The sequence below is a fragment of the Rhizobium albus genome, assembly GCA_030160035.1.
Taxonomy (GTDB): domain Bacteria; phylum Pseudomonadota; class Alphaproteobacteria; order Rhizobiales; family Rhizobiaceae; genus Georhizobium; species Georhizobium albus.
Genome location: BSNO01000003.1, coordinates 982917 through 996821, shown reverse-complemented (window position 1 = coordinate 996821; position 13905 = coordinate 982917). Strand labels below are relative to the sequence as shown.

Genomic DNA, 13905 nt, shown 5'->3' with positions numbered 1-13905 from the left:
GGAGGGCACAGCGTGATCAACCAGATCATCGACATCATCGCCAATTTTCTCGAGCTCGGCGGCTGGGTCGTCGGCGTCCTGCTCGTCCTTTCGGTGTTCGCGCTCGCGCTGATCCTGATGAAGTTCGTGCAGTTCGCCCGCGAGCGCGTCGGGGCACACGGACGGGCCCGAAAGGCGATCGAGCTATGGAGCCAGAGAGACTATCGCGGCGCGGAAGCAGCGGTGGCAAACGACCGTTCGCTCGTCTCCGAAACCATGGTCACCGCCATGCGGCTATCCGTGCGGCGCTCGGTGTCCAAAGCGGCGGTCGAGGAAGAAGTCAGCCGTATCGCCGTCGACCGCCTGCACAAGCTGCAGCGGGGCTTTCGTGCGATGGATGCCATTGCGCAGATTGCGCCGCTTCTCGGCCTTTTCGGCACGGTTCTCGGCATGATCGAGGCTTTCCAGAGCCTGCAAGGCGCCGGCAATGCCGTCGATCCGTCCATTCTCGCCGGCGGCATCTGGGTCGCGCTTCTGACCACGGCTGTCGGCCTCGCGGTCGCGATGCCGGTGTCGCTGCTTCTCACTTGGTTTGAGTCCCGCGTCGAAAACGAGCGCGTCGCCGTGGAGACGCTTACCGGTGCGTTCCTATCGTCGCGCGCGCTCGGCCTGCGCGATGGGCATGAGAGCGAACCACATCGCGATTTTGCCGCCACCGTCGACGCGCGGAGCGCTGCCTACTGATGCGCGTCCAGGCCTCCGTCCGAAGAGCAAGACGGCTGTCGCTTACGTCGCTGATCGACGTGATCTTCCTGCTGCTGTTGTTCTTCATGCTTTCCTCGACGTTCACGCGGTTTGCCGAGGTTGAGCTGACGGGCGCGCAGGCAACGACCGGCTCGTCCGGCACGCCGGACGTGCTGGTGCGGTTGGCGGATGACGGGTGGAGCGTCAATGGCCTCGCCCATGCCGATATTGCGAGCGTCGCCGCAGAGGTCGCGCGGCTTGAAGAAAGCGGCGCGGAATCGGCCGTGCTTCTGGTGCGCGGCGAGGCGCAGTCGCAGGAATTGATCAGCGCCATCGAGGCGATCCGCGGCGCAAGCGCCATCCCCTTGAGCGTTGCGCAATGACGATGGCGATTGGAACGAAGCAATGAAACTGCCCGCCCCCAAGAAGAAGACAGCGCCCGAGAACACCATCACGCTCATCAACGTGGTGTTTCTCATGCTCATCTTCTTTCTGGTCGCCGGATCGCTGACGCCGCCCATCGACCAGGAAGTATCGATGATCAGCACGAGCGAAGCAGAACGGACGGCACCGGCCGACACGCTCGCGATCCGCGCCGATGGATCGCTCTGGTATCGCGGCCAACCAGTGACGCTCGAGACCTGGGCTGCCGAATACACCGACGGCGAGAATGCTGCGGATAGGCCCAAGCTGCTCGTCGATCGAGCGCTGCCCGCATCTGACCTGATCGAGATCGCCAGCGGCTTGCGTGCGCTCGGCGTCGAGACTGTGACCGTCATGACGGAGCGCGCCGCACCATGAGCCGCCCGCAGCCCCTGATCGCGCTGACGAGCTATGACGCCGAGCCTCCCGCCGGCGGCAGCGACTTCGAGCCGATCGAATTTATCCCAGCCGGTACGCAGCCGACGTTGATCGAGGGGCTGGCCGATGCTCATCGATCACTGCCAGCGCAATCGACCGCCGACGCAGATGCCATCGAGCCCGCGGATCTGCCGCTCGTTGCGCGCGGCCGCCACGGCGCCGGTCTGTCGCTTCAGACGATTGCCCTGCTCGCCTCCGTCGCCATCCATCTGGGGGCAACGGCTGCCTTCATGAACCGGACGCCGGATATCCAGATCGCTGGGGGTGGCCCCATTTCGGTTTCGATGATCGGCAACGCGTTCGAGGACGCAGAACTGGTGGGCGAAGTTGCCCCCGAGCCGGTAGAGACCGCTCCCGTCGAGCCGGTGGAAACGGCCGAACAGCCCATCACGCCGCAGCAAGCGCCTGTGGAAACGCCAGAGTCCGAGGCAGAGACTTTGCCGGAAGCGCCGGTCGAGGAGATCGCCCTTTCGGCTGATGGCATCGTCGTTGCCGAAGAGCCGGCACCGATCGAGCCCGAGCCATCCGAAACGGTGGAGCAGGAAACGGTGCCCGTGGAGCCGGAGCCGCTGGAAGCCGAAAGCGCGCCCGAAGAGGCACCGATCGTCAGTGCAGAGACGATCGAGCCGCTGCCGGACCCCATTGCAAATGCGCCGATCCCGACGCCCCGTCCCGCCTATACGCCCCCGCCACCGCCGCGCCAGGTCGCGGAACCGGCTCGCCCGGCGCCACAACCGCAGGGCAATCAAGGGCAGCAACAGGCACAGCAGCGCCAGGGCACCAGCAATGGCCAGGCGCAATCTGGCGCGGCCACGCAAGGGTCACAGGCCAGTGCCCAGGCGCAAGTCGCCGGCAACGCTGCAGTCTCCAACTATCCAGGCCAGGTGGTGACAAAGCTGCGGCGCGCGCTGCGCTATCCGGCAGCTGCGCGGCGGGACCGCCTGACAGGCGAAGTGCATGTGAGCTTCACCATTGCGGCAGGCGGCGGAGTCAGCGGCATTTCCGTCGTGCGCAGTTCTGGCTCGCCGGTGCTCGATCAGGCGGCCATCGAAACCGTGCAGCGGGCCGCGCCCTTCCCGCAAATTCCTCAGGCAGCAGGCCGCTCCTCATGGCCTTTCACGGTGCCGCTGGCATTCACGCGCTGAGCCGCCTATAGCTCGACGCTCCATTTTCCCGCATGCCCTACCCGGCATATTTCTGGCGAAGATCCCTGACCATGGCCGACCGTCCGCCTCGCATCCACCTCGACAATGCCGATCTGACTCGTGGCCATCCGCTGGTGGTGCTCTTTCGCCTGATCCGCGACGAACGCCGCCGCGTGGTGATGGCGACGGCCTCCTCGATCATCAACAAGATCTTCGACGTGATGCCGGAGATCCTCATCGGCATCGCGCTCGACGTCGTGGTGCGCGGCGAGGCGTCCTTCGTGGCGCAGCTCGGCTTGAGCGACCCGACCGACCAGCTGATCGCGCTCGGCATCGCCACGTTCCTCATCTGGTTCGGCGAGTCGCTGTTCGAATATATCTACCAGGTGCTCTGGCGCGGGTTGGCGCAGGACGTGCAGCACCGCTTGCGCATCCTTTGCTACAACCACGCACAGTATCTGCCGACGCGCTTCTTCGAGGAGCAGCGCTCCGGCAACCTCGTCACCATCCTCAACGACGACATTAACCAGCTAGAGCGGTTTCTCGACGGTGGCGCAAACACGCTGATCCAGACTTTTGCCGCCGTCATCCTCGTCGGCACGGTTTTCTTCATCGTCTCGCCGCTCATCGCGGTCGTCGCCTTCCTGCCGGTCCCGGCGATCATCTTTGGCGCGTTCTGGTTCCAGAAGCGCGCCCAGACCCGCTACGACACGGTGCGCGCACGTGCTGGCCAATTGGGTGCGAAGTTGACGACCAACCTGCAGGGCCTCGCCACAATCCGCGCCTTTGGCGCCGAAGAACGCGAGACGGAAGCGCTGTCGCAGGAAAGTGTCGGCTATCTGACCGCAAACCGCGCCGCGATCCGTATCTCGTCCGCCTTCATCCCGATCATCCGCATGGCGATCCTGTCGGGCTTCTTGGCGACGTTTCTCATCGGCGGCTGGATGACGCTAAACGGCACGATGGAAGTCGGCGCTTACGGCCTTCTCGTTTTCCTTACCCAGCGGCTGCTCTGGCCAATGACCGGCCTGGCCGAAGTCGTCGATCTTTACGAGCGCGCGATGGCATCGACGCGGCGCATTCTGAGCCTGCTCAACGAGCCGATCGCCAAGGACGAGGGCACCCATGACGTTGCCGTCGACGGCCGCTTCGCCCTGAAGAACGTCGCGTTCCGCTACGAGACGAGCAATGGCGGCGTCAACGGGATCGATCTCGACATTCCAGCAGGCCACACGGTTGCGCTCGTCGGTCCGACCGGCGGCGGGAAGTCGACCCTGATCAAGCTGATCGGTCGGTTCCTCGACCCTCAGTCAGGCTCCATCGCGCTCGACGACGTCACGCTCGATCGCTGGACGATCAAGGCGCTTCGGCGCTCGATGGCCTGGGTGCCGCAGGAAGTGACGCTGTTTGCCGGCTCGGTGGCAGACAACATCGCCTATGGACGCCCTGACGCAAGCCGTGACGAGGTCATAGCGGCGGCCCGGCTTGCGGAGGCAGACAGCTTCATCAGCGCCCTGCCCGATGGCTACGACACCTCGATCGGCGAATATGGCCAGAAGCTTTCGGGCGGCCAACGCCAGCGTATTGCGCTCGCACGCGCCCTTCTGCTCGACCCGCGCATTCTCATTCTCGACGAGGCGACCAGCGCCGTCGACAACGAGACGGAAGCCGCGATCCAGCGGTCGCTCGCCAAGATGCGCGGTCAGCGCACCGTCATTCTCGTCGCCCACCGTCTGTCGACCGTCGTGCATGCCGACACGATCCATGTGATGGAACAGGGCCGCCTCACCCAATCCGGCACCCATGCCGAGCTGATCCGCCAGCCGGGCCTCTACCGTACGCTGTGGAGCATCCAGACCGGCGAAGCGCCGCGCGAGAGCGGGACGGTCGAGGAGATATCGAAGGCGGCGCGGTCCTGACGTTGCGGCCCAAGGGACTGATCTGCCGCGCGGATTTGTTGTGCAGGACTTGCGCTTGGGTATAGTGCCGCTGGGGCCGACACATGACAGCGGCCCGATCAGGATGGGCCGAGCAGTGAAAGTCGTGTCACCGTTCCAGCGCTGGCTGTTGCTTGGGGCGTCGTTCGCCATTCTCGCCACGCTGATCGTGGCGCTTGGCTCCCCTCTCGCCCAGCGCGCCTATCTGGACGAAGCCGAGACCCGGGCCCAGACCACCTTGCGGCTCGCGGTTGCGGCGCTTCGCGGTCATCTCAGACGCTATGAGGCGCTGCCATCGGTCGTGGCTGACTATCCGATCATTCAGGCGATGGTGATCGATGCCGACAATCAAGCGCTTAGAGACCGCGGCAACGCGTATCTCAAGCGCATCAACGCGCTGCTGAACTCCTCAGACATCTATGTCATGCTGCCGAACGGCGAGACGATCGCGGCAAGCAATTTCGATGGCGACGTTTCCTTCATCGGGGAGAATTTCTCCTACCGCCCTTATTTCACCGAGGCTGTCGAGGGCCGGCAGGGGCGGTTCTTCGCGCTCGGCACAACCTCGCTCAAACGGGGCTACTACTTCTCCGCACCGATCCGGATCGGGGCCGTGGTGCGCGGAGTCGTCGTCTTCAAGGTCGATGTCGACATGATCGAGGCGACCTGGGCCGGTGGCGACAGTGAGATCATCGTCACCGATCCCGAAGAGATCGTCTTCATGACGAGCCGCCCGGAATGGCTTTATTCCGCGCTGGAGCCTCTGACACCCGATCGCATCGAGCGCACGCAGATCTCGCGGCGCTATGCCGATGCGGATCTTTTCGATCTGCCGATACGCCGCGCACGCTCGGTTGAAGAACACCAGTTGATCGCGATCGGCGGATCACGCGCTTCCCAAGAATTTCTCATGCTCGGCGAGCCGATGGACGAAGCCGGCTGGACGGTGCGGGTTCTTCTCGACACGACATCGGCGCGCACCCAAGCCCTCACGCTCATCGCCGCTGCGCTGATGGTGCTGGGGCTCGCAACGCTTGCGGCCGCCTTCATCCTGCAGCGCAGCGCACGGCTTGAAGAGCGCACGAGACTGCAGAGTGCCGCACGCGAACAGCTGGAGCAGAGGGTCGCCGAACGCACCGCCGATCTTGCAGCCGTCAACCGGCAGCTCGAAACGGAAGTCAGCGAGCGCCGGGCGACGGAGCAGCAATTGCGCCAGACGCAGACCGATCTCGTGCAGGCCGGCAAGCTTGCGGCTCTCGGCCAGATGTCGGCAGCCCTTTCGCACGAGTTCAACCAGCCACTTGCCGCGGTCAGGAACTATGCCGACAACGCCGCCGTGCTGATCGAGCGCGGCCGGGTCGTCGAGGCGAGCGACAACATCGCCCGGATTTCCAAGCTCACCGAGCGCATGGCTTCGATCAGCAAGCATCTGCGCAATTTCGCGCGCATGCCGAACCGGCAGCTCCGCGCCGTTCCGCTCGAGCAGGTGGTCGCAGACACGATGGAAGTCATCGCGTGGCGGCTGAAGGCTGCAGACGCGGAGATCCACATCGACCTCGGCCCGGTACCGCCCATCGTCCGCGCCGGGCCGGTCAGGCTGCAGCAGGTGCTGGTCAACATCATCTCCAACGCGGCCGATGCCGTCGAAGGGCTGGATGACCGTCGCATAGATCTGACGGCCCGCAGCTCCGGTTCGCAGGTGCTGATCACCGTCCGCGACCGCGGTGCCGGCGTACCGGAGGGCATTGTCGGGCGCGTGTTCGACCCCTTCTTCTCGACCAAGGGCGTCGGCAAGGGCCTCGGTCTTGGGCTTTCGATTTCCTACAACATCGTCAAGGACTTCGGCGGGAACTTGAGTGTCGAGCGTCATCCTGAAGGCGGCGCGGTCTTCACCATCGCGCTCGATGCCGCCGAGCTCAGCTTGAACGAGGCAGCCGAATGAAGGCGCCGCTCGTTCTTTTCATCGACGACGAGGAGGAAGTCCGGCGCTCCGCCGCCCAGTCGCTCGATCTTGCCGGCTTCCAGGTTCGCAGTCTCGGCCATGCGGAGGCGGCGCTGGAACTGGCGACGCAAGGCTTCAACGGCATCGTCATCACCGATATCCGCATGCCGGCCATGGACGGGATGACGCTGATGGGCCGCATCCACGAGATCGATCCGGATATTCCGGTCATCCTCGCAACCGGCCATGGCGACGTGCAACTTGCCGTGCGAGCCATGCGTGAAGGCGCCTATGACTTCATCGAGAAGCCGTTCACGTCCCAGCATCTCGCCGATGTGGCAGCGCGCGCGATCGACCGGCGTCGGCTGGTGCTCGAGAACCGGCTGCTGCGCGCCGTCGCCGGCAAAAGCGATGACGTGGAAGCCCGCATGCCCGGCCGAACCCAGGTGATGATCGATCTGCGTTATCGGCTGCGCGCCGTTGCCGCTACCGATGCCGACGTGCTGATCATCGGCGAGACCGGCAGCGGCAAGGAGGTGGTGGCTCGCGCGCTGCATGATTTCTCGTCCCGTGCCGGCAAGCCCTTCATCGCGATCAATTGCGCCGCGCTGCCCGAAGCGCTGATCGAAAGCGAGCTCTTCGGCCACGAGGCCGGTGCTTTTCCAGGTGCCATGCGGGCGCGATACGGCAAGTTTGAGCACGCGCGTGGCGGTACCGTGCTGCTGGACGAGATCGGCTCGATGCCAATCGGCCTGCAGGCAAAACTTCTGCGCGTCATCCAGGACCGGGTGATCAGCCGTCTCGGCTCCAACGAGACCTTGCCGCTCGACGTGCGCTTCGTGGCAACAAGCAAGACGGAACTCGACGAAGACGTCGCCGCCGGACGGTTCAGGGCCGACCTGCTCTACCGGCTGAATGTCGTGACGCTGCGGGTGCCATCGCTGCAAGCGCGGCGGGAGGACGTGCCCCTGCTCTTTCTCCAGCTCGTTCGCGAGGCGGCGGCACGGCATCGGCGCGAAGACATCGACGTGCCTCCCTCCGTCATGAGCGAGGTATCGAACAGGCTCTGGCCCGGCAATGTGCGCGAGTTGCGCAATGCGGCTGAACGCTACGTCATCGGGCTTGGCCTTGCCACCGAAGCCGAGCCAGTTGCCGTTTCCAACCGGCTGTCGGAGCGCGTATCGGAATTCGAGCGTGGCGTGATCGCGAGCCTGCTCACTGCCCATGGCGGTACCCTCAAACCGGTCTATGAAGAACTCGGGATCTCCCGCAAGACGCTTTACGAAAAGATGCAGCGCTACGGCCTTGATCGACGCGATCACAACCAGAACTGATCCTGATGGGTCGCCGACGACCCATGGCACTGCCCCTATGTTACGTTTTCCACCCATTCGGACCGCCCGCCGCTTCCAATCATGCGGGATGCCCCATTGATATGTTGCCACGGGGTTAAGAGCCGCTCTTAATGACCCACGATCTCCACTGGCGGTCTGTCAGTGGCTCTATCGTTTGGGAGGAAATCATGAAAAAACTTACGACCGCTCTTCTGGCGGCTGCTGCAATGACGTCCGTCAGTGCCGGCATCGCTTTCGCGCAGGCCGACTATCCGACCAGCCCGGTCACCATCGTCGTGCCCTTCGCGGCCGGCGGCCCCACCGACACCGTTACCCGTCTGATCGCCGAGCCCATGTCGGCCGAACTCGGTCAGCAGGTCATCGTCCAGAACGTCGCCGGAGCCGGCGGTACGTTGGCCGGCACTCAGGTGGCCAATGCGCCAGCCGATGGCTATCAGATCCTGATGCACCATATCGGCATGTCGACCGCGCCGACGCTCTACCCGGATCTCGCTTACAACCCGCTCGAAGATTTCGAGATGATCGGCCTCGTCACCAACGTCCCGATGACCGTCATCGCCCGCAAGGATTTCGAGCCGAATACGTTCGAAGAGCTCGTCACCTACGTTCAGGAAAATGCCGACAGCGTCACCTACGCCAATGCCGGAATCGGCGCTGCGTCGCACCTTTGCGGCCTGCTCTTCATGAGCGCCATCGACACGCAGGTCACGACCGTTCCCTACCAGGGCACGGGTCCTGCCATGACCGATCTTCTCGGCGGCCAGGTCGACTTCATGTGCGACCAGACCACCAACACGACCGGTCAGATCACCAGCGGCGAAGTCAAAGGCTACGCCGTGACGACACCCGAGCGCCTCGACGCACTGCCGGACCTCCCGACGACCGCTGAAGCGGGCCTCGAAGAGTTTCAGGTCGGCGTCTGGCATGGCCTCTACGCTCCTGCCGGCACGCCGCCGGAAGTGATCGAGAAACTGACCGCCGCGCTTCAGACGGCGCTTCAGGACGAGAACGTCATCACGCGCTTCGCCGAGCTCGGCACCAGGCCGGTCTCGCTGGAAGAGGCAACGCCGGAGGCACACGAGGCATATCTCTCCGAGCAAATCGACCTGTGGGCTCCGATCATCGAAGCTGCGGGCGAAATGGCTCAGCAGTAAGCAGCGGCTTCGGCTGATACGACTGACCCGGGGTGCGCCAAAACGCGCCCCGGACATCTTCTTGATCGAGGACCGCCGCTTCGCGCGGCTCAGGCTGCGGACACAGATGGTCCGCGCCACAGGGAGCGACGACTCTCCATGGGCAACCAGAAATCCTTCAATGACATTGCGTCCGGCCTGATCTTCATCGGGATCGGCATCGCGTTCGGTTATGCCGCCTCCGGCTACCAGATCGGGACGGCGCTTCGCATGGGACCGGGATATTTCCCGCTCGTGCTCGCCGGCCTCATGTGCATCCTCGGCATCGCCATCGTTGTCAAAGGCATGGCGCGTGATGCGCAGCCTTCCGAATTCGGCATCGTGCCATGGCGCGGGATGGTGCTGCTGCTTGGTGCCATCGCCTTTTTCGGCTTCACTATTCGCGGCCTTGGCCTGGTCCCGAGCCTCTTCGTAGCGCTCTTGATGGCGAGCCTCGCCAGCCGCCGAAACACGCTTGCGAGCGCGCTTGTTCTCGCGACGAGCATCACGGCGCTCTGCGTTGCAATCTTCATCTACGGGCTCAGCGTGCCGATCGCGCTCTTTGGCCCGTGGCTACCACTCTGAGGACCAGCCGATGGAACTTCTCGCCAATCTCGGCATCGGCTTTTCCGCTGCCCTCGACCCGACCAACCTGCTCTACTGCTTCGTCGGCGTGCTGCTCGGTACGCTGGTCGGCGTTCTGCCAGGCATCGGCCCGACTGCGACAATCGCCATGCTGTTGCCGATCACATTCTCGTTCGAGCCGGTCACGGCGCTCATCATGCTCGCCGGCATCTATTACGGCGCTCAATATGGCGGGTCGACCACGGCGATCCTGATCAACCTGCCAGGTGAATCCTCGTCTGCCGTCACGGCGATCGATGGCTACGAGATGGCCAAACAGGGGCGTGCGGGACCAGCGCTTGCGACCGCCGCGCTCGGCTCGTTCTTCGCCGGCACGGTGGCGACCCTGATCCTCGCCGTTGCAGCACCACCGCTTGCCCGTGCGGCATTGAATTTCGGTGCGCCGGAGTATTTCTCGCTGATCGTGCTCGGACTCCTCGCGTCGATCGCGCTTGCCCACGGTTCCGTGCTCAAGGCGCTGGCGATGATCGTGCTTGGCCTGCTGCTCGGCATGGTCGGTCAGGACATCTACACGGGCACACCGCGCTTCACCTTTGGCTTTTTCGAGCTTTACTCGGGCATCAACTTCGTCTCGGTCGCAGTCGGGGTGTTCGGCGTTGCTGAGATCCTGCGCAATCTCGAGCACGAGACGACGCGGGACGTGCTGGTGAAGAAGGTGGAAAACCTCTGGCTGACCAAAGACGATTTCAAGCGCATCATCGCGCCGGTGCTGCGTGGCACCGCGCTCGGATCGGTGCTTGGCATTCTGCCGGGCGGCGGCCACGTCCTGTCGTCCTTTGCCTCCTACTCGTTTGAAAAGCGCATATCAAAACACCCCGAAACGTTCGGCAAAGGCGCGATCGAGGGTGTAGCGGGCCCGGAATCAGCCAACAATGCCGGCGCGCAGACCTCGTTCATCCCCATGCTGACGCTCGGCATTCCGGCGCATCCGGTCATGGCGCTGATGATCGGCGCGTTCATCATTCAGGGCATTACGCCCGGTCCGAACGTGATCAACGACGAACCGATCCTCTTCTGGGGCATCATCGTGTCGATGTGGGTCGGCAATCTGATGCTGGTTCTGCTGAACCTGCCGCTGATCGGCCTTTGGGTGAAGCTCTTGACGATCCCCTACAAGGTGCTCTTCCCGGCGATCATCGCATTCGCCTGCATCGGCTGCTACTCGATCAACCTCAACGTCTTCGACGTCTATGCGATCGTCGTCTTCGGCTTCATCGGCTACCTGCTGGTCAAGCTGGGCTGCGAGCCAGCGCCCCTACTTCTCGGCTTCGTCCTCGGACCGCTTCTGGAAGAGCATCTGCGACGCGCCATGATCATCTCGCGCGGCGATCCAATGATCTTCGTTGAACGTCCCATCTCGGCCGTTCTGCTCGCCTTCGCGGTTGCCGCCGTCGTCGTCGCGGTGCTGCCGTCGGTGCGCAGGAAGCGCGAAGAGGTGTTTGTCGAAGACGATTGACAGTTTTTATCGGCGCGCGCTTGTCTCAGGCGCGCGTCGGCGTATAGGTGCGGCACCATGCCGCCCGGCGGCAACCCCTACCTCCAAGGCTTCCTCATGGAAAAATCCAGTTACAGCTACTTCACCTGGGCATTCATCGTCACCGTCGTGGGCCTCGCACTCGGCGCCTGGGTGGGGTGGAACTTCACCGGGACGGTCTCCGGCACGCTCTCCATCTTCTTCATCTGCGTCGTTCTGGCCGTTCTGGAAATCTCGCTGTCGTTCGACAACGCGATCGTCAATGCCAACAAGCTGAAGGAAATGACGCCGGTCTGGCAGCGGCGCTTCCTTACCTGGGGTATCTTGATCGCCGTATTCGGCATGCGCATCGTGTTCCCACTGCTGATCGTGGTGATCGCAGCCAATGTCGGCCCGTGGGCAGCTATCCAGCTCGCGATCGCCGAGCCGGAAGAATATTCGCGCATCATGAACGACGCGCATCTCTCGATCGCAGCTTTCGGCGGCACCTTCCTGATGATGGTCGCGCTCACCTACTTCTTCGATGAACACAAGGACATTCACTGGGTGCACGCAATCGAGTCGCGCGTATCCAAGTTCGCCGCGATCAAGGGCGTCGAGATCGCCTTCGTGCTGATCCTGATGCTGATCTTCGCATCGTTCCTGGACGAGACGGAGTCGGCCACATTCATCCTTTCGGCGATCTACGGTCTCGTGACCTTCCTCGCAGTCGACGTTCTCGGCAACGTGCTCGACCAGCAGCAGGCGGCGCTGGAAGGCGCAGCCAAGGGCGGCTTCGGCGCGTTTCTCTATCTCGAAGTGCTCGATGCATCCTTCTCGTTCGATGGCGTGATCGGGGCGTTCGCCTTGACGAACAACCTCTTCATCATCGCCATCGGCCTTGGCATCGGCGCCATGTATGTGCGTTCGATGACCATCATGCTGGTGGAAAAGGGCACGCTTGCCCAGTACCGGTATCTCGAGCATGGCGCGTTTTACGCGATCTTGATCCTCTCGGTGATCATGTACGCGCAGTCGCTGACCCACATTCCGGAAGTGATCACCGGCCTTGGCGGCGCGGCCCTCATCGGTCTCTCGCTGTGGTCGTCGATCCGCTACAACCGCAAGCATGGCGTGGAAGACAGCGACGTGACGCCGGCGCCTCACGCGCACTGACGCTTGGGCGAAGCTTGAAACGAAAAGCCCGAGGCTGCGGATCGCAGCCTCGGGCTTTTTCATGAGGGGATCAAAAACCTAAAGAAACTTGGAGAGAGCGGCGAAATCGACGGAGGCAACACCGAAATTGGCCGCCTCCAGCTCGCGCAGACGTTTTTCGGTCACGGCGATGGAATGATCGAGTTGCTCGAACGTATGGTCGCTGGTGATGAAGAAACGCAGACGCGCCTGCCCTTCCGGAACGGCAGGGTGAATGATCGGCAGTACGTTCACGCCATCGGCGATCAGATCGTTGGATAGCCGCGCGGCGCGCACGCTGTCGCCCACCATGATCGGCACGACCGAGTAGCCAACGCTGAGCCCCGTATCCAGGCCAGCCCGGGTCGCTGCTTCCACGAAGTATTGTCCGTTGCGCTTCAATTTTTCGACACGCTCCGGCTCATCGCACAGTGCTTCCAGGCTTGCGCTGGCTGCCGCCGCAAGCACCGGAGCCAGACCGACGCTGTAGACGAAGCCACCGGCAGACGCCTTCAGCACATCGATGAGAGCGCTCGTTCCGGCCACGTAGCCACCACAGGACGATGTCGTCTTGGACAGCGTTCCCATGCGGATGTCGACGTCTTCCGGCGCAATGCCGAAATGCTCCATCGTGCCGAAGCCGCGCTGTCCGAGGACGCCGAGCGAGTGCGCCTCGTCGACCATCAGCCAAAAGCCGTAGTCATGCTTCAGTTTCACCAGACCCGGCAGGTCGGCGATGTCGCCGTCCATGGAATAGACGCCCTCGACGATGACCATCGTGCGGCGATATTCGCCGGCGGTCGCCATCAGAAGCTCTTCGAGGTTCTTCAGATCGTTATGCTTGAAGAACCGCCGCGTGGCGCCGGACAGGCGGATGCCGGAAACGGCGCTGTTGTGGATCAGTTCGTCGTGGATCACCAGATCGTTCGGCCCAAGAAGCGCGCCGATCACCGCAACATTGGTCAGGTAGCCGCTGACGAAGGTGACAGCCGCCTCCACATCGTAGATGCGGGCGATCTGCTGCTCCAGCTGCGTATGGATCGGGCGCTCCCCGCCGACGAGGCGACTTGCAGAAGCAGAAATCGCATAGCGGTCGATCGCGGCCTTGGCGGCTTCCATGACCTTCGGATGCCGGTTGAGCCCCAGATAATCGTAGGACGCGAAATTGATCAGGTTCTGGCCGTCGATCCGCGTCGTGGCGCCGGCCGATCCTTCATGCGCCCGGTAGAACGGATTGCCCATGCCGAGCTGCTCGCCGGCCGAGCGCTGGGCTACGACCTGCTTGTACTCCGGAAGATCCTCGAAGGCCGGCGTCGCACGCAGGCTGCGGCTGACGGCCGCCCGCCTCGTCGATCTGTCGAAACGATCGGGTGCGGCCGCATTGCTGCTCTTGCGCATGTAATCGAGCACGCTGGAGCGGACGGCGCGACCGGTGGAGTTTCCGGTGCCGTTCGCCGACTTGGAGTCTTCACTCATTC

The 13905-nt window shown here is 63.5% G+C and carries 12 protein-coding genes; 11 read left to right on the top strand and 1 reads right to left on the bottom strand.

All coding sequences use genetic code 11. The features are described from left to right. Positions 1 to 12 precede the first annotated feature (12 nt). From QQL76_RS12405 to QQL76_RS12355, 11 genes are all read left to right on the top strand, one after another. Positions 13 to 723, top strand: coding sequence for a MotA/TolQ/ExbB proton channel family protein (locus QQL76_RS12405; protein ID WP_499207908.1), 711 nt, complete (start codon positions 13 to 15; stop codon positions 721 to 723). Next, complete coding sequence (locus QQL76_RS12400; RefSeq protein ID WP_404862300.1) at positions 723 to 1106, top strand: biopolymer transporter ExbD; 384 nt, start codon at positions 723 to 725, stop codon at positions 1104 to 1106. Before QQL76_RS12405 ends, QQL76_RS12400 begins: the two co-directional genes overlap by 1 nt. Before the next feature lie 22 nt (positions 1107 to 1128). Beyond that, the gene (locus QQL76_RS12395; protein WP_404862301.1) at positions 1129 to 1524 is read left to right on the top strand and encodes an ExbD/TolR family protein; all 396 of its coding nucleotides are present in this window, start codon (positions 1129 to 1131) and stop codon (positions 1522 to 1524) included. Continuing rightward, complete coding sequence (locus QQL76_RS12390; protein ID WP_499207907.1) at positions 1521 to 2729, top strand: energy transducer TonB family protein; 1209 nt, start codon at positions 1521 to 1523, stop codon at positions 2727 to 2729. The genes QQL76_RS12395 and QQL76_RS12390 overlap by 4 nt, the downstream gene beginning before the upstream one ends. Positions 2730 to 2800: 71 nt before the next feature. Continuing rightward, on the top strand, positions 2801 to 4648 hold the full coding sequence (locus tag QQL76_RS12385; RefSeq protein WP_499207906.1) for an ABC transporter ATP-binding protein: 1848 nt from the start codon (positions 2801 to 2803) through the stop codon (positions 4646 to 4648). A 115-nt stretch (positions 4649 to 4763) separates the two neighbouring features. Then, the gene (locus QQL76_RS12380) at positions 4764 to 6608 is read left to right on the top strand and encodes a sensor histidine kinase (protein WP_499207905.1); all 1845 of its coding nucleotides are present in this window, start codon (positions 4764 to 4766) and stop codon (positions 6606 to 6608) included. Then, the gene (locus tag QQL76_RS12375) at positions 6605 to 7942 is read left to right on the top strand and encodes a sigma-54-dependent transcriptional regulator (protein WP_499207904.1); all 1338 of its coding nucleotides are present in this window, start codon (positions 6605 to 6607) and stop codon (positions 7940 to 7942) included. Before QQL76_RS12380 ends, QQL76_RS12375 begins: the two co-directional genes overlap by 4 nt. A gap of 188 nt (positions 7943 to 8130) precedes the next feature. Continuing rightward, the gene (locus QQL76_RS12370) at positions 8131 to 9117 is read left to right on the top strand and encodes a tripartite tricarboxylate transporter substrate binding protein BugD (protein ID WP_499207903.1); all 987 of its coding nucleotides are present in this window, start codon (positions 8131 to 8133) and stop codon (positions 9115 to 9117) included. A 138-nt stretch (positions 9118 to 9255) separates the two neighbouring features. Beyond that, on the top strand, positions 9256 to 9720 hold the full coding sequence (locus tag QQL76_RS12365) for a tripartite tricarboxylate transporter TctB family protein (protein ID WP_499207902.1): 465 nt from the start codon (positions 9256 to 9258) through the stop codon (positions 9718 to 9720). 10 nt (positions 9721 to 9730) lie between these two features. Next, complete coding sequence (locus QQL76_RS12360; protein ID WP_499207901.1) at positions 9731 to 11236, top strand: tripartite tricarboxylate transporter permease; 1506 nt, start codon at positions 9731 to 9733, stop codon at positions 11234 to 11236. A 96-nt stretch (positions 11237 to 11332) separates the two neighbouring features. Further along, entirely contained in the window at positions 11333 to 12409 is a 1077-nt protein-coding gene (locus tag QQL76_RS12355) for a DUF475 domain-containing protein (protein ID WP_499207900.1), read from the top strand. A 78-nt stretch (positions 12410 to 12487) separates the two neighbouring features. On the opposite strand, the gene QQL76_RS12350 is transcribed toward QQL76_RS12355, so the two are convergent. Continuing rightward, positions 12488 to 13903, bottom strand: a complete 1416-nt coding sequence (locus tag QQL76_RS12350) for an aminotransferase class I/II-fold pyridoxal phosphate-dependent enzyme (protein WP_499207899.1) — start codon at positions 13901 to 13903, stop codon at positions 12488 to 12490. Between the last annotated feature and the right edge of the window lie 2 nt (positions 13904 to 13905).

Coding starts and splice junctions, on each gene's coding strand:
- QQL76_RS12400 (WP_404862300.1), top strand. CDS start 723: ATGCGCGTCCAGGCCTCCGTCCGAAGAGCAAGACGGCTGTCGCTTACG.
- QQL76_RS12395 (WP_404862301.1), top strand. CDS start 1,129: ATGAAACTGCCCGCCCCCAAGAAGAAGACAGCGCCCGAGAACACCATC.
- QQL76_RS12390 (WP_499207907.1), top strand. CDS start 1,521: ATGAGCCGCCCGCAGCCCCTGATCGCGCTGACGAGCTATGACGCCGAG.
- QQL76_RS12385 (WP_499207906.1), top strand. CDS start 2,801: ATGGCCGACCGTCCGCCTCGCATCCACCTCGACAATGCCGATCTGACT.
- QQL76_RS12375 (WP_499207904.1), top strand. CDS start 6,605: ATGAAGGCGCCGCTCGTTCTTTTCATCGACGACGAGGAGGAAGTCCGG.
- QQL76_RS12370 (WP_499207903.1), top strand. CDS start 8,131: ATGAAAAAACTTACGACCGCTCTTCTGGCGGCTGCTGCAATGACGTCC.
- QQL76_RS12365 (WP_499207902.1), top strand. CDS start 9,256: ATGGGCAACCAGAAATCCTTCAATGACATTGCGTCCGGCCTGATCTTC.
- QQL76_RS12360 (WP_499207901.1), top strand. CDS start 9,731: ATGGAACTTCTCGCCAATCTCGGCATCGGCTTTTCCGCTGCCCTCGAC.
- QQL76_RS12355 (WP_499207900.1), top strand. CDS start 11,333: ATGGAAAAATCCAGTTACAGCTACTTCACCTGGGCATTCATCGTCACC.
- QQL76_RS12350 (WP_499207899.1), bottom strand. CDS start 13,903: ATGAGTGAAGACTCCAAGTCGGCGAACGGCACCGGAAACTCCACCGGT.